A 20294-nucleotide genomic window follows, 5' to 3' on the forward strand; every position below is an offset into this window, starting at 1 on the left:
AATCGGGGCGATCGCCCATATGTTAGTAGCAGCAGGCATATTGAGAGGGGAGCGTGTGAAGATGGCGTATGACGAGCGTAAAGCGACCGCTTGGGCGCAAGCCTTCCTGCCGGAGGGGGCGGAGTTGATCCGGTACGGGCAGACAGGACATCCCATGTGGGTTGCAGCGGATTTCGACGGGGACGGACGGTCCGAGATTGCGGCTGCGTATCGTAAGGGCAGCGATGCCCATGTTCTTGTTCTAAAAGCGGTCGGAGCGGACTGGCGGCCGGCAGCGGATTTGAAGGGGAACGGTTATTCGGTCACTACGCTGCAGGCCGCTCCGGTCACCGGCCGAAACCGGATGGATCTTGTCGTCGGCTGGCAGGTCGGGGCTATAGGGTCCGAGCTTTCCGTTTACGATTGGCAGGACGGTACGGCGAAGGACGTCGCTCCGGCGGGGGTATCGTTCACGTATGTGGAAGCGGCGGATTTGCCTGGCGCGCACGAACGTGACGGTATTGCAGAGCTTGCGTTATGGGCGCACGACACGGGAGAAGCTTACCATGTTGACGTGTACCGGCTTCAGGAAGGAGAACTCGTTCCCGCCTACGACGTATATCCGTATTATTTTCCGAAGGTCGCCCAGTACTATGAACGGTTGGCGTGGATGTATCCGGGTTATTCGTTCTACGGAGAACATCTGCAAGAGGCCCGGAACAAAGCCCGACAGTCCGAAGCTGGGGATTCCGCACAATCCGGGGAACTCATGCGGGCGGGCGAGCTCTATCCCGCAGCCGAGAAAACAAAGAACGGTACGAAGTGGGGATATATCAATCTCAACGGAAAAATGATCATCTCGCCGCAATACGATGAAGCGAATCCGTTTCAGGACAACGGACTGGCGATCGTCAGTGTGGACGGACGCAGCGGGGCGATCGACCGCCGAAACCAGTACCGCGTAAAGCCGAAGTTTGATTCGATATCCCCGTTCACCGAAGGCCGGGCGATCGCGATCGACCGCGACGGCTTTAAAGTGATCGACGAGCAAGGATCCGTGCTGACGGCGAAGGCGTACAGCTTCATCAGTCCTTACCGTGACGGGCTGGCAATGGCTTCCGCGCCCGGTTCGGCCGCCGGCCCATACGGTTATTTGAACCTGCAGGGCGGCGAAGCGATTCCTTTCGTATATGAAAGTGCCGGAGATTTCAAGGACGGCAAAGCCGTCGTCAAGGTGAAAGACGGGGAGTATGCGCTAATCGGGCGTGACGGCAATCGTCTGCATACGTACAACCTTGAATATGCCGGCGGCCTTGGGGAAGGCTTGCTCACATTCAAGCGGGAGAAGGGCGGCAAGTACGGGTATATGAACGAGCAGGGCGAGGTTGTCATCGCTCCGCAGTATGTGTTCGCGCAGCCCTTCCGGGACGGGCGCGCGGTAGTAAATATGGAATGGGATCTGGGCGATCGGTACGGATTGATCGACCCGAAGGGCGAATACGTGCTGAAGCCTCAATACAACCGACTGGATCAGCTTGGCGAGCATCGGCTTGCCGTCGGTTACCCGATCGATGCCAGTCAGCCTTTTATCGGATCGAAATATGCGATTGCGGACGACCGCGGGCGTTTTTTGACGAAACCGGTTTTTTACGGGGTTCAGGAGTATGCCCAAGGACTAGCTTCGGTTTACGACGATCGAAACACCTATTTCATCGACACCGGCGGACGTCCGGCGCCTGGACTGCCTTCCGTCCCCGGCAGCGGGACGTTGACGTTGATGGGCCCGCTGATCCAGGCGAACGTCGACCGGCGAACGTCGTATTTGGACGCTGCGGGGCGCGTCGTCTGGGAACCGAGCCAAACGCTGAAGCTGCGCGGGTCGTACGAGCTGCATGAGCTCAAGTATAAGCCGAACCGCGACTATCTCGTTTATTACCCGCAGATCAAGGGCATGCAAAATTCATTGGCGCAGCGAAAAGCGAATCAAAAGCTGGCAGAGCTCTCGCAAGTGAAGCCGATCGGCGAAGAGCAGTTGATCTACAGCTATACGGGCGAATATGAAGTCGCGTTCTTCCGTAAACGGCTGCTCGTGCTGGAGCTTACGGGATACAACTACCCGTATGGCGCGGCACACGGCATGCCCAGCCGGATTTACCCCCATGTCGACCTGCAGAGCGGGCGGTTTTACGAGCTGAAAGATTTATTCAAAACCGGCGCCGACTATGTGAAGACGCTCAGCGCGATCATCGGCGAGCAAATCCGGACCGATCCGAAGTATGACTACGTCTTTCCGGACAGTTACAAAGGCATAGCGCCGAATCAGCCGTTTTACGTCAAAGGGGATGCGCTGTACATCTATTTCAATCCGTATGATATCGCGCCATATGCAGCCGGTTTTCCGACTTTCCGCATTCCTTACTCGAAGATCCGCAGCATTCTCGGCACCGATAAGCCATTCTGGAAGGCGTTTCATCGATAATGCGTGAAGAACGATCGCCGAGACCATTCGGCTGACGCCTGGAGCAGCCGAACGAACCTCCTCGGCGGTATTTTTATGAAGAACATGCTCAACCGGCAGCCGGGATTCGTCCGGATGTATAGCGAATGAGGTATACTGTTTAAGCGGCAGCTTGCAAGAAATCGTTCCGGACAGGTTGACCGTATCTTTCTTATTATTTACGATATACTCATTCACTGAATGGCACGAACCCGGCAGCCCGTTATTAGCAAGCATTCGGCTGAAAGTCGGGGAATGACCACATGGAAGTTCCGGAGGTTTACCATACACTTGGGGGAATAGAAACATGTATTCTTCGTTTCGAATGAGCGAAGCTTTGGCCGGAGCCATTGTGGAAGCTGCCAAAGAAGTCATCGGGCATGACGTTAATTTCATTAATCCGGACGGCAAAATTATCGCCAGTACCGACAAGCAGCGGATCGGCACGTTTCATCAGGCGGGGATGCAGGTGCACGGGGAAGGGCGGCCGATTGAGGTAACCGCATCCGAAGCTTATTTAGGCTCGCGTCAAGGTATCAATTATCCCGTTATCATTGACGGTCAGCGTATAGGCGTTATCGGCATTTCGGGGGACCCCGACGAATGCCGTTCCCTGGGCTTCCTGCTTACGAAAATTACGGAAGTTCTGATTAAGGAACAAATGCTGGCACGGGAAACGCAGTCGCAGGATGAGCTGCGCTCGGCGGTGACCCGGCTGCTGGTGTTTGGCGAGGCCGCGGAGGAAACGCATGGCTGGCGGGGAAGGCTGAGTCAGCTTGGCGTCGACATGGAAGAGGGCGCGTTTGTCCTTGTCGTTGAAGACCGCAGACCGGGACGAGAACGTTCGGGCAGCGCATATTCCATGCATGATGTCGTCCAGCAATGGCATTTAAAGCTGTATACGTATCTGTTCCCGAATCAATACATTGCGATAGCCGGGCAATCCCGTTATAAAGCCATCGTGCAGGACATATCGGCGCATCCGGCGCACGGGCCGGACAAGCTGACGGTCGGGATCGGCAGTATAGCGGCTTGGGAACAACTTTCTTTATCGTATCGGCACGCAAGGTTGGCTTTGCAGTATGCGGTATCCATCGGCGAGCGGATTTGCGAATACGAATCGCTGGAATTAGGGCTGCTGCTGGCAGGCCTGGATCCGGGGGTGAAGCGGGACTTCGCCGGCAAACGGCTGGGCGGGCTTACTTCGGAAGAGCGGATGCTGCTGAGGACGTATTTTTTGCATAATTTATCGCTTAAAGAAACCGCTGCTGCCTTGTATATGCACAAGAATACGCTGCAGTACAGGCTGGATAAAATCGCGGAAAAAACCGGGCTGGATCCAAGACAGTTCCGCGACTCGGTCAGCATGTACCTGGCGCTGCTGGTTCAAGATGAAGATGTGTAAGCGAGGGGAACATTCAGTACTTGTAACAAAAAGGAGGAGCAAGCTTTGGTACGCGGAACGTTCCGCTTCGGAACCTGTTCTCTTATAATGGGACTATTCATATATAATGGGTCTATTCATCAGGGATAAAGGGGCGGGATCATATGAAAGTCGTGATTGCGATCGATTCGTTCAAGGGCAGTGTTTCCTCCATGGCAGCCAGTACAGAAATCGCTGCAGGCATTAACAAGGTGTACCCGGAGGCGGACAATGTTATCCTGCCGCTTGCCGACGGCGGGGAAGGCACAGTTGAAGCGCTTGTGTCCGCTACGGGCGGCCAGATCCGCTCCGTTCAGGTGACAGGACCGCTTCAGCAGCCTGTACAGGCATCCTACGGTATTCTGGGGAATGGACATACGGCAGTCATCGAAGTGGCGGCCGCCTGCGGGCTGCCGCTTGTGCCCGTAGAGCACAGGAACCCGCTGCGCACCACCACATACGGCGTGGGCGAGCTCATTCTCGACGCGATCGGTCAAGGCTGCCGCGAGTTTGTGATCGGGCTGGGCGGAAGCGCCACGAACGATGCGGGAATCGGCATGCTTCAAGCCTTAGGCTACCGGTTCACGGATGAAGCGGGGAACGATGCAGGCCATGGCGGGGAAGCCTTGCTGCGCATCCGCAGCATAGATGCGGCCCATGCCTGCCCGGAGCTAGGACAATGCGTATTCAAGATTGCTTGCGATGTAGACAATCCTCTGTACGGACCGGACGGTGCCGCTTATGTGTTTGGGCCGCAAAAGGGTGCGAGTCCAGAGATGGTAGAGGTGCTGGACGAAGGATTAGCCGGATTCGCCGGCGTCGTGCAGAGGGCGTTCGGCGTCAATGTTCAGAACATTCCGGGAGCGGGAGCGGCGGGCGGACTCGGTGCGGCTTTTGCCGTCTTTTTGCAAGGCAAGCTTCAGTCGGGAGTCGGGCTGGTGCTGGACATCATCGGCATGGAGGAGAAGCTGGACGGCGCCCATATCGTGATCACCGGGGAAGGAAGGCTGGATGGACAAACGTCCATGGGGAAAGCCCCTTCAGGTGTCGCCCGGCTTGCGCAAAAGCACGGCATACCGGTCATTGCGCTGGCAGGCGGGGTAACGAAAGAGGCTTCCGGCCTGAACGACTTGGGGATTACCTCGTTTTTTTCCATTGTCAACGGTCCCGTATCGCTCGAACAAGCCATGGAACCTGACGAAGCGCGTTATAATCTGAGGCGCACCGCCGAGCAATTGTTCAGATTGATCCAGGCGGTGAGTCCTGGGTGCAACAATGACAACAACGCAGATGATAAGGGAAATCGTGCGTGAATCCGGAAGCGAAGCCGCTGGCTGTCATTCATACCCTCTTCCACCATACACCCGTGCATTCCGGGACGGTTTGCAGATTGGCGGCGCTTACTTTGTCCGCGATATCAGGGCCAAAGAAGAACCTCGATAACCGCTCCGCTTCGTCGACGGATGTGAATCGGTAATCCGTTCGAATCCAGGCATGTGAAAATCCGTATTCCGTCTCCAGCGCATGAAAATAACTTGTAAGGAAATCCGGTGGATTCGGTTGTTCGTCGCCGGTTCCGAAGTTTTCCATAATGATTGCCGTTCCCGACGGGCGTAAAATTCGTTGAATTTGCGCAAGGATCGTTTCCAAATGAACGTTCCATCGATCGACCTTGGAATTCGCCGAATAGCAAATCGTCCATCCGGCTGTCACGACATCAACGGAATGATCGGGCAGCGGCAAGCGCCGGTTATCGGCCACACAGGTTTCCCAATTCGTTAGTCCCGTACGCTTCAGTTTGTCTGCGGCGATGTCCAGCATCGCTTGCGAGGCATCTATGGCGACGACCGATTTGACATACGGAGCGAGCAAACAGGACAGTCTTCCCGTTCCCGCGCCTATATCCGCGACGTCCAGATGCTCGAGATTCGGGAGGAGCCTGCGGAAAGTTTCCATGATGTTGTGCCGGCAGTCCTCCCGCGATATGAGTAAATCGTACTGTGCCGCTTCGTTCGTGTAAATGTGGTCATGATCCGGCATCCCTGTCATCCTCCCAGTGCTTAGTCCTGCATCCAGAATGGGGGTTGACCTTGGGTGAAGGTCAAGGCTTTAATTTTTCCGGACGGCGTAGATCACATGGACCCATGGATTCATCTGATGTTGAACGGTAATGAATTCGTGGTTGTGGAACCACTCCAATAGTTTGGAGCGATCCGAGGGGTGTTTATCGGACCGTGCTTGGAAAGGGTTATGGTTATGATCGAACATGAGACCGGATATGCAAATTCGCCCGTTCGGTTTAAGAACCCTGTTCATTTCCTCCAATGCAAGCATTTGCTGCGCCTCGTCAAGGTGGTGAAAAGCAAAAGCGGCGACCACAAAGTGAAACTGCTTATCCAGAAAAGGAAGGGATAGCGCGTTGCCGAGTTTGGTCGGCAGCTGGGGGAACTTGTCCCGACACCGGGCAAGCATCTCCTTGGACTGGTCGATGGCGTGCATGGAAGCGCCTGTTGCCAGAAGCTTGCCCGCCAGATTGCCGGTTCCCGTGCCGATATCCAAACCCGCTTCGTCACGCTGCGGGGCCACCCACTGCCGCATAAATTCCAACACGGCTTCATATTCCTGCGCGGAAATAAACGGACCTGCCGCAAATAAAGGGGCGGATTGATCGTAATCGCCGGCTATGCGGTCGAAGCCCCATTTATCCTGCCATGCGGAGTGGCCTTTTTGATGTTTGAAATCTTCCGCAAGCTGGAACAAATCCTCGAGGTGCAGCCCCTGCTTGGCTTCAAGACGGGCAATTAATTCGTCGGTCATGGCAATGGCATATTTCAGCTCCACCCATTTTGAAACCATGGACATTCTTTGCATTTCAAGATCATGATGCACCTCTGCGGTGTCGCCCTGATCGTATTTATCCAGCAGCTTGCGGATTTGATTCAAGCCCAATCCGATTTCACGGAGTGAAGCGATCATTTGCAGCCGCCAAGCATCATGCTCCGTGTAAGTCCGGTAACCGTTGCCGGTGCTTCTCTGCGGTTTAAGCAATCCTTTCTGTTCATATAAACGGATCGCTCGCGGCGTTACGTTAACACGCCTGGCAAGATCATTAATTCTCATAGAGCCGCCTCCCCCAACTAGTATAAACGATGCCCCAAGGTGAAGGTACAGCTGATCCGGTGCGGAAACGAATGGGGGGTGGGCGTCGGCCGGAAAAAAGGGCCGCTTTCGATGGTTGAATGTCGAAAGCGGCCTTCGTTATACAGGCTGGCCCAACGCGTACTCAGCGTTCCGTTATTTGCGCAAAGCGATCAATACAGCCAGCCATACGAGGCCGAAGATGACGGCGAGCCTATCGGCGCGGGTCCAGACAAGCAGCCGGCTGCGGCTCGAGACGAGCGGACGCCGTCCGATTTTTTTCATTTCCATGGCGATCGTCATATTCTCGGCGCGATGAAACAAAGACAGCAGCAGCGGCACGATCAGCGCCGGGATATCCCGTGGCCTGACGGTGCCCGGCTGCAGCGGAGCTTTGCCTCTGGCGCGCACGATGTCCGAGAAGCGCTGCCATTCGTTCAGGATCATCGGAATGAAACGAAAAATAAGCGATACGGCGAGGGCGAACGAATCGACGGGCAGCTTGGCTTTTTTGCCATAGGCAAGCGCCCAGTTTAAGCCTTCGACCATGCGGCCGTACGGCGTCGTGACGGCGAACCATAAGCTGGCGAGGGTGACGACGAACAAGCGGAACACGTTGAAGCCGGTTGTCATCGCCTGCGCCTGGGAGAAACCGATCCGGGGAAATCCGTCTCCCGTCGTTAACGTCACCCCCGCAAGCGTGACCGAGATCGCAAAAAATAATAGCAGCAGGCGGGCGAACTTCAGCAGGCCGGCCCATACCGGCCGAGGCAAGCCTGCGAAGCCGAGCAGCACGGGGATGAGCGCGACCGTCAGGCCGGTCCAGTGCTGCTGCATCATCGTGCCGATGACGAGCAGCACGTACAGCAGCCATTTCGACCGGGGGTCGAGCCGGTACCCGATCGAAGAAGGCGCGCTTTCTGCGGAAATGCGCGTCTGCGCGAGCTTCTCGCCGGCTGTGCCCGCAGGCGGAGCTTGCGCTGCCGGGCTAGCCGGGGCAGCCGCTTCCGCTTCCGGCACGGCCGTGCCCGCAAGCGCGGCGACGATCGCATCCGCCGCCGCTTCCGGCGTGAGCCGATCGGCCGGCAGACGCAGTCCGTGCGCGGCGAACGCCTGCGCCAGCACAACGCAGCTCGGCAGGCCGACGCCGGCGATCTGCAGCGGACCGGGCTCGCGGCATAACGCCTCCGGCGTGGCATCGGCGACGATGCCGCCGTCCTGCAGCACAATGACGCGATCCGCGATAGGCAGGAATGTGTCGAGATCGTGCGTGGCGATCACGATGCCTCCGCGGCTCGCAGCACGTCTGCGGCGTTCGATGAACGCGAGCAGCTCCTGCACGGCTGCCGCTTCCAGACCTGCGGTCGGTTCATCCATCAGCAGCCAATCCGGTTTCGTCGCCGTCGTGCTCGCCAGGGCGAGCCGGCGGCGCTGGCCGCCGCTAAGCACGAACGGGGAGCGGTCCGGCTCGAACGTGCCGCTATAGTCCCACTCCGCCCGCGCGTCGGCGATTCGCCGCTTGCAGTCCTCGGGCTTCAGCTTATATGGCCGCAGCGAGTATGCGAACTCGTGCCGGATGCTGCGGGCGAACAGCTGTTGCTCGGGAAATTGAAACACGAGACCGAGCCGAAGCAAATGAGCGCTGGCGACGCGGCCTTTCCGCCATAGCGGCTCCCCGTCAAGCCGAACCGCGCCCGAAGTCGGCGTCTTCAACCCGGCGAGCGTCTGCAGCAAGGTCGATTTGCCGGAGCCGGTCCGACCGATCAGCAGCGTGACGGTCCCGTTCGCGAGCGTTAAGTCGACGCCGTTCAGCAGCAGCCGCTGCGGATCGTTCGGCGCGGCGACGGCCACGCGCTCCAAGCTTAGCGGCATGGCGGCACCACCGCCTTCGCCAAGTCGTCCGCATGCAGCGGCAGCTCGCGCAGCGGCACGCCCCGCCGGAGCAGGGCCGCCGCCGTGCGCACGACGAAGGGCGGCTCAAGCGCCAGCCGCTCGCAAGGCGCGGCCGGAATCGCAGACGGCTGCCGTTCGAGCGATTCCGGCCGCTCCGCGCCGTACAAAAACAAGCGCGGCGAGCCGTCGAACGCGAGGGCGCCTTCGTTCAAAGCTATGACGCGCTCGCTTGCCGCGGCTTCCTCCAGCCGGTGTGTGATCCAGACGACCGCGGCGCCGTCCCGGTGCGCCTCGCGCACCGCTTCCAGCACCTGCCCGCGGGCGTCCGGATCGAGCATGGCCGTCGGTTCGTCCAGTACAAGCACATCCGGACGAACGGCGAGCGCCAGGGCGATGTTCAGCAGCTGCTTCTGACCCCCCGACAATTCCCCGATCGGCGTGGAAGCGGGCAGCGGCAGCCTGACGCGCCGCAGCGCTTCGTGCTGCCGCCGTTCGAATTCGTCCGCCGGCAGTCCGATGGCGCCGAGGACGAAGTGAAACTCTTCCTCGATCGTGTCGCCAAGCACCTGCGCATCCGGATGCTGCATCACGCCGCGTACGACGACGCGGCCGCTCGGGATGACGCGGCCTTGGGACAACGGGCAGCTGCCGAGCAGTATGCCGGCCAAGGTGCTTTTGCCGCTGCCGTTGGAGCCGGTGACGGCGATCCATTCGCCGGGGCGGATGTCCAGCGAGAAGCCGTTTAATGCCTTGCGCACGCCCTCCGATTCGGAAGCGAAGTGAACGGAGGCGTCATGTATAGAAATCAGAGGGGAGAAAACAGACATAATAAACGACCTTTCCGTATAAAAAAAATGTTGTAGGCACTCTCGAATTGTTAACCACATTGTGTTAATATAGGTTAACGATATAACCATATCAAAAATGAGAGGGTCGTTCAATCATGAAATTATCGCTTCGTGGAATCGTATTTAGTGCGCTCCTTGCCGCTTTATTGGTGCTGTTCGGTTATGTGAGCATCCCGCTGGGCTTCACCCCGGTCCCCATTACGCTGCAAACGCTCGCCGTCATGCTCGCCGGAGGCTTGCTGGGCGCGTGGTACGGCTTTCTCAGCATGGCGCTCGTCGTCGTCCTGACCGCTATCGGATTTCCGCTGCTGCACGGTACGGGAGGCTTGCCCGTATTGTTTGGCCCGACCGGCGGCTACGTCATCATGTGGCCATTCGCTGCGCTGTTGATCGGCTTGCTGCTGCCGCGCATTCGCATGAGAGGAGCGCTAGGTTATGCAGCCGCGTTCCTCGTTCTGGAAGTATTCGGCTCCCTGCTGCTGTATGTGACCGGCGTACCTTGGCTTGCTCACGTCACCGGGTTATCGTTCGAGAAAGCCATGATCGCCGGATGTTACCCGTATTTGCTGGGCGATGCGATCAAAGCGGCCGTGGCGACGCTGATCATCTCGCCGGTTCGTCAAGTGTTCCCGCCGGAGCGGTTAACGGGCTCTTCCGGAAGTCGCGTCATTTCTTTAGATTAACGGAAGCAACTAAAAAAGCAAGTGACGGAATTTGTTCCGCCGCTTGCTTTTTTTGGCAGGCGCTGCGTTTATTTCGGCACTTCCTCAAATTGCGGGGTTTTCATGCTGCGCAAAATGCTCACTTCCACCCGGCGGTTCTTGGACCGTCCTTCCTCCGTGTCGTTCGTGTCGATTGGATGGTACTCGCCGTACCCGATGGAACGGAAGCGGGCGGGGCCGATTTGATCGTTCTCGAGCAATATTTTCATAAAATTAAGTGCCCGCTTCGAGCTCAAATCCCAGTTCGTTTCGAATGCGGCGCTGCCTATCGGGACATTATCCGTATGACCTGCCACTTCGACCCGGTAATTCGGGTATTGCGCCAGCATCTCGGAGATGAACCCGGCAAGCCGTGTAGCTTCCGGTTTTACCGTAGCGGAGCCGGAGGAGAACAAGGCGTTGTCTCGAATGGTAATCATCAGCAAATCGTCGGTCAATTGGGTGTCGAGCTCCGCAGACAACTGGTTGTCCGCTATGTATTGATCGAGCCTTTCCTTGAGCTGCTCCAAATCGTGCTGTTCCTTCTGAAACTGCTTCGCTTGCTGTTCTTGCTGTTGCTGCTGGGCCGTTGCCGGGTTCGACGGATCCTCGTACTTGCTCTTATCAACGTTCGGCGCCACCTGAAGCGGAATCATATTGGACACGTCAAAGGTGCCGGTACCGCCGGCGAAGGCAGAGTTCAGAGAGCGCATGATGCTGTCGTACTTTTTGGAGTCCACCTGACTGGAGGCGAACAAAATAATAAAGAGCGCGAGCAGCAGGGTTAACAGATCGGCATAAGGGATGAGCCATGTTTCGTCGATATGCTCCTCATGATGCTCGCGGTGCTTTTTTTTACTCATCCCTGTCTCCCGCCTTGCTCTCGTTTTTCTCGTCCCGCTGAGAAGTCGGTATGAAAATCATCAGCTTCTGCTTCACGGCCGTCGACGAAATACCCGACTGGATGGAGAGCAGTCCTTCGACCATCATCAGCCGGATTTCCACTTCTTTCTTCGACTTTTGTTTCAATTTGTTGGCAATCGGATGCCAGAGGACGTAACCCGAGAAAATCCCGAGCAGCGTTGCGACGAAAGCCGCAGAGATCAAGTGGCCGAGACTCTCGACATCGTTCAAATTGCTGAGCGCCGCGATCAGGCCGATAACGGCCCCGAGCACCCCGAGCGTAGGCGCGTAAGTGCCGGCTTGGGTAAAAATTTGCGCGCCTGAACGGTGCCGCTCCTGCATCGCTTGAATATCTTCCATCAAGACGTCGTGCACAAAGTCTTGATCGTTGCCGTCAATGATCATGCGCATACCGTTGCGCAAGAACGGGTCTTGAATTTCCTCCACCTTGCTCTCCATCGCGAGGAGCCCTTCGCGGCGGGTGATGGACACCCAGTCCGTGAACAGGTTGATCAGATCCATTTTCGGAATTGTTTTTTGCTCGGTGAAGGCAATCTTTATCAGTTTGGGGAAGCCTTTCAGTTCTTCCAAAGAAAAGCCGATAAAGAGAGAGGCCGCCGTTCCTACGAAAATGATCATAAGAGCAGCCGGATTGACGAGGGCAACGGGACTTGCTCCCTTCAGAATCATCCCCACAATGACTGCCACAAAGCCAAGAACAATACCGATAACTGTTGATTTTTCCATTTCGCTGAAAACACCTTCCGCCTGTTTATTTTCTCCATTTTCATGCATTTTCCAATTACTTCGACAAAAAGTGACAGTTATCCTGCTAGGGAATCCTTAGTTTTTTTGTTTAATTTTTCACATTTGGAATAATTGGAGTATAATGAGAGTTAATATGAATGAAGCAGATGGGCGCAGCCGCCGTTATTTTTCATGGCGGTCAGCCCGCGCGGAACGAGCGTGGCGCCCGGGTCAGCAGGGGAAATTGAAAGAAGACGTTCGCGAAGCGGTCATCCCTTGACGAAGCGGACGATGACCGTAACCCAATGAATGAAGAGAGGGGAACAAAGCATATGCAGGCAAATCATCTCCACGAGAAGACAAGGCTTGGACCGGTCCACTTGAAAGTGAGCGAGCTGGATCGGTCGGTGCGCTTTTATGGCGAGGTTGTCGGGCTGCGCGAGCTGCACCGCGCGTCCGGGAGGGCTGTGTTGACGGCCGGCGGGGACGAGTCGCCGCTGGTCGTTCTGCATGAGCTGCCGAACGCTATCGTCATGCCGCGCCGAACGACCGCGGGGTTGTATCACTTTGCGCTGTTGGTGCCGAATCGCCGGGCGCTCGGTCTGTCGCTGCGCCACTTGCTGACGTGCGGCATTCATGTCGGGCATAGCGATCACTTGGTCAGCGAGGCATTGTACATTCAAGATCCGGACAACAACGGCATTGAAATTTATGCCGACCGGCCCCGTGAAACCTGGCGGCGCGACGAGAGCGCCCGTTATGTGATAACGACCGATCCGCTCGACGTGGACGGATTATTGAAGGAGGCGGGGGACTCGCCGTGGGAAGGGCTGCCCGCGGGAACTAGTATCGGGCACATTCATTTTCACGTATCCGACCTGCTTGAAGCACGGCGGTTTTATATCGAGACGTTAGGCTTCGACCTGATGGCGTCACGGGATTCGGCGATGTTCGTCTCGGCCGGCGGGTACCATCATCACGTCGGGCTGAACACCTGGGCCGGCGTTGGCGCGCCGCCTGCTGCGGACGATGCGGCGGGGCTCGCTTATTATACGCTGGTCGCGCCGACGCCCGAAGAGCTGGAGCGGACGACCGCCCGGCTGCGTCAAGCCGGGATCGCGCTGGAGCAGGACGGGAAAGCTTGGTTCGCCCGCGATCCGTTCGGCATTACCGTCAGGCTGACTAGCGAAGAGGCTATCCCTAAAGGGTAACACCCAATGCAATCATCTTAATGGGACAAATTCGAAACCAAGCAAAGAAGAACCTTCAACACCACTTGCAAAGTGGGGATGAAGGTTCTTTTCATCTTCGATGCATGACAAAACCGTCCGGTCCAGGGGGAACGAACGGTTTGGCGATGCGATGTTCAGGCTAAGCCCGGATGCAGTACAAGCGGCTCGTCGCTTCCCAGATTTCGCCTTGCGCGAGCGAGAACAAACCGATCTCCTCGGCCGGCAAATCGACGTTCGGAGCGTTGACGAGATTCGTTTGCGGCTCGGGGCAGAAGAAGCCTTCGGTTGCATTGTTGTTCCAGATCATCCAATGCTTGTAAGACGTGCCTGCGTCATAGACGAGCCTGACTCCAAGCCGGGAGTCGGTCAGTTCCATCCGGTTGCGGCCGTTCTGCGGCTCCGCCGTGTAATGGTTATCCATCGGCTCGAAGAACGGCGAAATGCCGCCCGATTTGATCGCTTCTTCTTCCGGCTTCAGCGTCTGGAATCTGCCCGTCGGCAGCATCCGTTCGCTCATCTCGCGACGCCGGCCGATCGTCATTGTAAAGCGGCAGTCGGCTGCGGTGCTGCCCGGAGCGAATGGCGCATTGACCGCTGTATGGAAGGCGAGCAGGCAGGGCATAAGTTCCGTGCCGTCGTTGCGCACGAGCACGTGCTGGCCCAATCCGTCTTCCGTCAGCGTATAGGTGAGCCGGAACGTAAAGGCGTGCGGCCAATAACGGTATACCGGATGGGCGGCGTCAACCTTCTGCGTGAGCGTCACGTAGCTGCTGTTCGAAGTCGTACCGTACGTTTCCACGACCCAGGGAATATTGAACAAGAAGCCGTGCAAATGGTTGCCTCGCGCCGCTTCGTTCACCGGGAATTGATAGGTGGCGCCGTTCCAGGGGAACTTGCCGTCCTCGATCCGGTTCGGCGGGAAAAGCACCGGCATGCCGTGAATCACCGGACGCGCTTTGAAGCTCTCCATCTCCTCAAGCGCAGGTTCGTGCAAAAAGCGGTAGCCGGCCTCCGTATCGCGGAATGCGATCAGATTGGCGCCGATTTCGGGCAGAACAGCCGCTTCGTAACGGCCCGCCTGCAGCCATACCGCCTTCTCGCCTTGATAAGTATCCTCATAAGCTTTGCATGCGAAAGTCACAATAGGTCCCCTCCGTCTAGTCTCGTCCATCCTACATCATAGCGGGTGGAAGGGCAGCTTGCCATTAAAATAACAACCTAAACTATTAATATTTAAACCTCGACGTCCGGCGAAGCGATACGCTCCCGATGCGTGTAAACGTTCATGGACGAGCCGCGGATGAAGCCGACGCACGTAATGCCGAGGTCGTCCGCCAAGGAGAGCGCCAGATCGGTCGGCGCCGACTTGGAGAGCATCACGCCGACCCCGATTTTCGCCGCCTTCAGCACGACTTCGGACGATAAGCGTCCGCTGAACGCGATAATTTTATCGCTCGTCCGCCACCGGTTGCGCAAGCAGTGCCCGAACAGCTTGTCGAGCGCGTTGTGCCGCCCGATATCCGCGCGCGTCGCGAGCACATCGGTGACCGAGCAGAGGGCCGCGTTGTGCAGGCCCCCCGTATTGCGAAAGTCAACCGAGCTTCGCTGGAGCGTCTCCATCAAGCTGTAAACCTGCTCGGGCTTAATACGAATTTGCGAGACCGATGTTTTTGCGGTCCGCACATCGTTTTGAAAATAAAACTGACGGCTTTTGCCGCAGCAGGAACCGATAAACCGCTTGGCGTAATATTCCTTGCCGACGGATTGGGGGCGTATCAATTCGGCGTAAGCGATGCCGCGGTCCTCGTCGACGGACATCGTCTTCAACTCGCCGGCTTGCCGAATAACGCCCTCCGACGCCAGAAAACCGACGACCAGATCGGTCAGCTCGGTCGGCGAGCAGACGATCGTCGCGAATTCTTCGCCGTCCACATACAAGGTTAGCGGGAACTCCTCGGCAATCTCGTCTTCTTGCTCGATTGCGCCTTGACCGCTGAATTTCATCATATGCCAATGGGTCGTCAGCTTTCGTGTCATGGACTCGCCCTCCGATCGCTTCAGCCGAGCGTTTCCATTTCGAGCTCGGCGACTCGTTTCTCAACGTAACGCGTATCTTTCAAAGCATGATACGTTTCCGCTTTTTCCACCACGACGGCGGTATTGTATTCAGGGATGCCGGCGAAAGCCTCATACACGCCTTTGGGAAACAGCATGTTGCCTTCCGGCCAATACAGCTCCACATTGCCGGGGGCCACCTCCGCAGTTTTCGCCCGGCCGTGGAACGTGCCGAACTGGTTGTAAACGACAAGGGCATCCCCGTCCGCAATCCCCAGCTTCGCCGCATCGGTCGCATGCAGCAGCACGTCGTAACGGTCCGCAGCATTAAACGGGTCGTGGCTGCCGTAAATCATGGAATTAAATTGCTTGCCGCGCCGCGTCGTCGCGTAGAAATGCCCCTCCGGCTTGCGCCGCTCCGGCAGTTCTACCGGGATCAGTCTGCCGCGTCCATCCGGCGTCGGGCAAATTCCGTCCTCGCACAGCCACGCATTGCCCCATTGGAACACGTCGCCCTTCGCGCGCAGATGCTGGATGCCGTCGTAATTGGGAGCGGCTCTGGCGATTTCCTGGCGGATGCCCGCCGCATCCGTCAAGCCGAGCACAGAGGCGGAATCCGGCCGCACGAGCGCCGCAAGCTCCGCGTAGATGCTCCACTCCGCGCGCGCTTCCGGCATGCGCGGCCCTTCGATTTCCGGCGAAAAGTAGACCATCCGCTCGGTGGAAGTGGACGTGCCGCCGCCCGGCTGTTCATAACGGGTCATCGCCGGCAAGACGATCACGGCTTCCCGGGCGTCGACCAGGGTCGAGGTGTTGAGCACGATGTCTTGATGGACGCGGATGTCGACCTGCTCCAGGCAGGAGCGGACGAAGTCCGGCTCGGGCATCGTCTCGAGGAAGTTGCCGCCGGACGTGTAGAACACCTTCAGCTTCCGCTCATGATCGTCCGGGAGCAGCGCATTCTCGAGCGAGACGCCGACGATGTCGCCCTGCCACTTCGGCAGCTCGAAGCCCCACTCGCGCTCGATCCGCGCGATGTCGTCGCCCTTGAACTCGCCGCCCGGCAGGCTGAACGGATCGGCGCCCATTTCGCCCGAGCCCTGCACGCCGCTATGCCCGCGAATCGGCATCAGGCCGCAATGCTCACGGCCGAGAAACCCTCGCAGCAGCGCCAAATTGGCGACCTGCGAAATGTTATCCGTGCCGAAGCGGTGCTGGGTCAGCCCCATGCTCCAGACGAAGACGGCCGATTTGGCTTCCGCCAGCAGCTCGGCAAATTCCCGCATGCGCGCCTGGCTCAAACCGGAGGAGCGTTCCAGCTCCTGCCAATCCTGCTGAAGCACGTGCGCCTTCAACTCTTCGTATCCGTTTACATGCGCCTTGATGAAGGCGTGATTGACGGCCGATCCGGGAGCTTCCGCCTCCATCTCGAACCAGCTCTTCATGACGCCGTGCATGAAGGCGATGTCGCCGCCGATATGCACCTGGTAGAAATCGTCGGCGAGCTTCGTCCCGAACAGCGCCGATTCCGGAATCGACGGGATCCAGTAACCGTCCATCGCCGGCTCGCGATACGGGTTGATCATGATGATTTTCGTGCCCTTGCGCTTCGCGGCGTACATATATTTGGTGGAGACGGGCTGGTTGTTCGCGGCGACGCTGCCCCAGAAGACAAGCACGTCGGTGCCGATCCAATCTTTATAGGTGCAGCTGGAAGCTCCGATTCCGACCGAGCGCTTCAAGGCCGTCTTGGACGGCGAGTGACAGATGCGCGAGGCGTTGTCGATGTTGTTCGTGCCGATGAAACGGGCAACCTTGGCGGCGGCGTAATAAGACTCGTTCGTGATGCCGCGGGCCGTCAAATAAAACGCCAGCTGCTTCGGGTCGATGGCGCGTATTTTACCGGCGATCGTCTGCAGCGCTTCGTCCCAGCCTACACGGCGGAAGCGCCGCTCTCCCTTGCCGCGCATCAGCGGGTAGGGAAGCCGCCCGAGCTTGCGCAGCTGCGCGCTGTCCAGCTTGCGCAGCTCGTCGATATCGGCGTGCAGCATGTCCGGGCGGATCGCCGGCATCGTGTTGAGCCGCAGCACGTTCAGACGCGTCGTACACAGATGCGGGCCTTCCAGCGTCTGATCGTATAACCCGGACACCCCGAGCGCGCAGCCGTCGCAAACGCCCTGTGTCAGAATGCGGGCCGCATACGGCAAATTGTCGCGGTTCTCCCAGGCGACCTTCAGCGTATCGCGAATATGATGCGGCTTAATTCGTCCCAAGCCGAACGGCATTCGGCTGACCCAAAGCTTCGGGTCGGGCTTCCCAGGCAATTTTATGCGGCCGCTATGTTTCGTTTTTCCCATTGTACGTCCTCCTTAGAAGTGTCGGTCTGGTATAAGTTCAATAAAAAAACCGCCGAGACGTTACTTTTTCGCATGAAAAAGCTTCATCTCCAGCGGTTAGTCTCCAGCAGGTTCGCTGCCAAGCGCCAACGTTTGACGTTATCGGTCGCCGAATTTATTTTGGATGTTCTGATCAAACACGAAGATGGACATGCCGAAATCCTGATCGATGTCGATATCGACGAACAAATCGACGAATGCAGCTCCCAGTAGCTGCTCCATCTCGGTTGGAGGGTGACTGCGGTAAATATCCTTGACCCATTGCGTGCGGGCTTCCCGCAGCATTTGCTTCCCGTCGGCCGCGTTTGCGATAAATTTCTCGACCGGGGAGAGATTGCCTTCCATCTCGCAGATGGCCCAGTTCTTGCAGAAGGTGGTCGTGATCCGGCCCGGGCCTTTGCCCATATGACGCTTTCGGTACGCTTTGACCAAGTTGCTGAATTCGGCTTCGTATTTATTCATGCTTCGACCTCCGATAACCGTTAAACGGGTAACAGGTGCGCTGTCCCATATCTGACGGCAAGCAGCAAGATATAGTCTTAACAAAATAATCTTAACAAGAAAGCGTTACCGTGACAAGACAAGAAAAAACCTCCCGCTCGCACACACGGCGAACAGGAGGGGGCGGGGGACTACAGCAGCGCTTCGATATCGGCTGTTAAGGCAGCCGGCGTAACGGGCGGTTCGAAACGTTTCACGACGTTGCCGCTGCGGTCAATCAGGAACTTGGTGAAATTCCATTTGATCTCATTGCCTTCAAGCAGCCCTTGCTGCTCCAGGAACGAGGCCAGCTTGCCGCCGGTCTGCGGGTCGATTCCTTCGAACGGAGCTTGTTCCGTCAAGTAGGCGAACAGCGGATGCTTATTTTCGCCGCGCACCTCGACTTTGTCGAACAGCGGGAAGGTGACGCCGTAATTCAGCGTGCAGAACGTGTTGATTTCTTCATTCGAGCCGGGCTCCTGCGCGCCGAATTGATTGCAGGGAAAGCCGAGGATCGTCAAGCCGCGGTCTTTGTACGTTTCGTACAGCTGCTGAAGCTCGTTGTATTGCGGGGTGAGTCCGCACTTGCTGGCCGTATTGACGATAACGAGCACCTTTCCTTTGTATGCCTCTAAAGAAACTTGCTCTCCGCGGATGTTGTTGGCTTTAAATTCGTATACGCTCATGGTTTATTCCTCCGTTGTTTTGAGATGGACTTGCTCCAATAAGGAAGTGAGACGCAGACGCAGCGCCGTCGTTTCGTCTTCCGTCATGCCGGTGACACAAAATAGTTTCTCGGGAAGGTCGTAGGCCTTCTCTTTAAGCGCGGCGCCCTGCGGCGTCAGCCGGATGCGCACGTTCCTCTCGTCCTGCGGGTCGCGTATGCGGGTAAGCAGCTTCAAGGCCTCCAGCTTCTTCAAGAGCGGGGTCAGCGTTCCGGAATCCAGGTATAGCCGTGCGCCAAGCTCCTTGACCGTAATGTCATCCCGTTCCCAAAGCGCCAGCAGCGCTACATATTGCGTATACGTAATGCCCAGTTCGTCGAGGTGCGGGCGGTACAGCTTCGTAATTTCGCGAGCGCACGCATAAACAGCGAAGCAGAACTGATTCTCGAGCTTCAAAAGTTCATCGCGATTCAGGATTTGCAAACCTCCTTATATTAGATTGCTTGAAATTAAATTGTATAAAATTTATTTACTGAAACTACTTTACCATCCGTAATGAGCGAAGTCAATGTTTACGCTGCGAACGGTGTGAATTTGTATCGAACGACGTTTTCCCGACAGGTCCTATCCATCATAAAAAGGGCAAAGCATGGCGCCCTGCGCATGTAACAGTTGCATTAGAAAAATACGGATGGTATAGTGGAAAATGACCTCAGAACCCAATTGTTATTTTGGTCAGTACAGGAGATGGATAAATGGATCCTAAAAAAACGGCGATCTTGGATGCGGCGAAAAAATCGTTCTCGCTTTTTGGCTACAAAGGCACGACGATGGGGCACATCGCCAAAATCGCAGGAGTCGGCAAAGGTACTTTGTACTTATATGTGACAAGCAAGGAAGAACTGCTGAACGAGATTGTCAGCGTCTTGGTGGAAGATATGAAACGAACGGCGGAGGAAGCGATCGGGCAGGGCGCCACCGTCTTTGAGAAAATCCACGGGGCCATCTACGCCGCGCTTATGTTCAGGAAGGAACAGGAGCTGCTCATCAAGCTGGCGCACGAGGTGAACGAATTCGGCAGTCAGGTGACGGAGAACGCGCTCGACCAGATCGAGAATCAAATGGTCGACTACATTTCGCAGCTGATCGAACGCGCGGTCAGCACCGGGGGGATGAAGCCCTGCGATCCGAAAATTACCGCCTTTATCGTCTATAAGCTGTATCTGGCGCTCGTTTACGATTGGGAACGGCAGCATCCGCCGCTCACGGATGAACGCATTTTGGAGCTGCTGCAAACGTATCTAATGAACGGCCTATCCACGAAATAGGCTGCTTTT

At 57.1% G+C, this 20294-nt stretch carries 18 protein-coding genes; 6 read left to right on the top strand and 12 right to left on the bottom strand.

The window, feature by feature from the left end; genetic code table 11:
- Positions 1-19 precede the first annotated feature (19 nt).
- The 3 genes from ACZ439_RS22355 to ACZ439_RS22365 all read left to right on the top strand — a co-directional run bounded on the left by ACZ439_RS22355 (position 20) and on the right by ACZ439_RS22365 (position 5212).
- Complete coding sequence (locus tag ACZ439_RS22355) at positions 20-2458, top strand: WG repeat-containing protein (RefSeq protein WP_464620231.1); 2439 nt, start codon at positions 20-22, stop codon at positions 2456-2458.
- Between the two features lie 325 nt (positions 2459-2783).
- The gene (locus ACZ439_RS22360) at positions 2784-3881 is read left to right on the top strand and encodes a CdaR family transcriptional regulator (RefSeq protein WP_127606992.1); all 1098 of its coding nucleotides are present in this window, start codon (positions 2784-2786) and stop codon (positions 3879-3881) included.
- 143 nt (positions 3882-4024) lie between these two features.
- Positions 4025-5212: a glycerate kinase family protein gene (locus tag ACZ439_RS22365; protein WP_464620232.1), complete on the top strand. Its 1188-nt coding sequence runs from the start codon at positions 4025-4027 to the stop codon at positions 5210-5212.
- Positions 5213-5240: 28 nt separating this feature from the next.
- On the opposite strand, the gene ACZ439_RS22370 is transcribed toward ACZ439_RS22365, so the two are convergent.
- The 4 genes from ACZ439_RS22370 to ACZ439_RS22385 all read right to left on the bottom strand — a co-directional run bounded on the left by ACZ439_RS22370 (position 5241) and on the right by ACZ439_RS22385 (position 9757).
- Positions 5241-5939 (bottom strand): class I SAM-dependent methyltransferase, encoded by a 699-nt coding sequence (locus tag ACZ439_RS22370; protein ID WP_054797527.1) that lies wholly within the window; start codon positions 5937-5939, stop codon positions 5241-5243.
- Positions 5940-6008: 69 nt separating this feature from the next.
- On the bottom strand, positions 6009-7019 hold the full coding sequence (locus ACZ439_RS22375) for a MerR family transcriptional regulator (protein ID WP_054797528.1): 1011 nt from the start codon (positions 7017-7019) through the stop codon (positions 6009-6011).
- Positions 7020-7193: 174 nt separating this feature from the next.
- On the bottom strand, positions 7194-8909 hold the full coding sequence (locus ACZ439_RS22380) for an ATP-binding cassette domain-containing protein (RefSeq protein WP_464620233.1): 1716 nt from the start codon (positions 8907-8909) through the stop codon (positions 7194-7196).
- Complete coding sequence (locus ACZ439_RS22385) at positions 8900-9757, bottom strand: ATP-binding cassette domain-containing protein (RefSeq protein ID WP_127606982.1); 858 nt, start codon at positions 9755-9757, stop codon at positions 8900-8902. The genes ACZ439_RS22380 and ACZ439_RS22385 overlap by 10 nt, the downstream gene beginning before the upstream one ends.
- A gap of 116 nt (positions 9758-9873) precedes the next feature.
- Between ACZ439_RS22385 and ACZ439_RS22390 the strand changes: the two genes are divergently transcribed.
- Positions 9874-10461, top strand: a complete 588-nt coding sequence (locus tag ACZ439_RS22390) for a biotin transporter BioY (protein ID WP_054800392.1) — start codon at positions 9874-9876, stop codon at positions 10459-10461.
- A 68-nt stretch (positions 10462-10529) separates the two neighbouring features.
- Here ACZ439_RS22390 and motB read toward each other — a convergent pair whose 3' ends face one another.
- On the bottom strand, positions 10530-11342 hold the full coding sequence (gene motB / locus ACZ439_RS22395; protein ID WP_054796740.1) for a flagellar motor protein MotB: 813 nt from the start codon (positions 11340-11342) through the stop codon (positions 10530-10532).
- Complete coding sequence (motA, locus tag ACZ439_RS22400) at positions 11335-12129, bottom strand: flagellar motor stator protein MotA (protein WP_127606980.1); 795 nt, start codon at positions 12127-12129, stop codon at positions 11335-11337. The genes motB and motA overlap by 8 nt, the downstream gene beginning before the upstream one ends.
- Before the next feature lie 332 nt (positions 12130-12461).
- Between motA and ACZ439_RS22405 the strand changes: the two genes are divergently transcribed.
- A complete protein-coding gene (locus ACZ439_RS22405; protein ID WP_054796748.1) occupies positions 12462-13340 on the top strand; it encodes a VOC family protein in 879 nt (292 codons plus the stop codon).
- 160 nt (positions 13341-13500) lie between these two features.
- Here ACZ439_RS22405 and ACZ439_RS22410 read toward each other — a convergent pair whose 3' ends face one another.
- The 6 genes from ACZ439_RS22410 to ACZ439_RS22435 form a co-directional block, all read right to left on the bottom strand.
- Entirely contained in the window at positions 13501-14502 is a 1002-nt protein-coding gene (locus ACZ439_RS22410; RefSeq protein WP_054796739.1) for an aldose 1-epimerase, read from the bottom strand.
- Positions 14503-14594: 92 nt separating this feature from the next.
- Positions 14595-15398 carry a formate dehydrogenase accessory sulfurtransferase FdhD gene (gene fdhD / locus ACZ439_RS22415; RefSeq protein WP_054796738.1) on the bottom strand — a complete coding sequence of 268 codons (804 nt, stop codon included), beginning with the start codon at positions 15396-15398 and terminating at the stop codon, positions 14595-14597.
- 20 nt (positions 15399-15418) lie between these two features.
- Positions 15419-17773: an FdhF/YdeP family oxidoreductase gene (locus tag ACZ439_RS22420; RefSeq protein WP_464620234.1), complete on the bottom strand. Its 2355-nt coding sequence runs from the start codon at positions 17771-17773 to the stop codon at positions 15419-15421.
- A 138-nt stretch (positions 17774-17911) separates the two neighbouring features.
- Positions 17912-18274, bottom strand: a complete 363-nt coding sequence (locus tag ACZ439_RS22425) for a Na-translocating system protein MpsC family protein (RefSeq protein WP_054796737.1) — start codon at positions 18272-18274, stop codon at positions 17912-17914.
- A gap of 170 nt (positions 18275-18444) precedes the next feature.
- Positions 18445-18978 carry a glutathione peroxidase gene (locus ACZ439_RS22430; RefSeq protein WP_054796736.1) on the bottom strand — a complete coding sequence of 178 codons (534 nt, stop codon included), beginning with the start codon at positions 18976-18978 and terminating at the stop codon, positions 18445-18447.
- A 3-nt stretch (positions 18979-18981) separates the two neighbouring features.
- Positions 18982-19431, bottom strand: a complete 450-nt coding sequence (locus tag ACZ439_RS22435) for a MarR family winged helix-turn-helix transcriptional regulator (RefSeq protein ID WP_054796747.1) — start codon at positions 19429-19431, stop codon at positions 18982-18984.
- 281 nt (positions 19432-19712) lie between these two features.
- Here ACZ439_RS22435 and ACZ439_RS22440 point away from each other — a divergent pair, with 281 nt between their 5' ends.
- On the top strand, positions 19713-20285 hold the full coding sequence (locus tag ACZ439_RS22440) for a TetR/AcrR family transcriptional regulator (RefSeq protein ID WP_127606970.1): 573 nt from the start codon (positions 19713-19715) through the stop codon (positions 20283-20285).
- The last annotated feature ends 9 nt before the right edge of the window (positions 20286-20294 follow it).

It is taken from the genome of Paenibacillus sp. JCM 9796 (assembly GCF_055379675.1).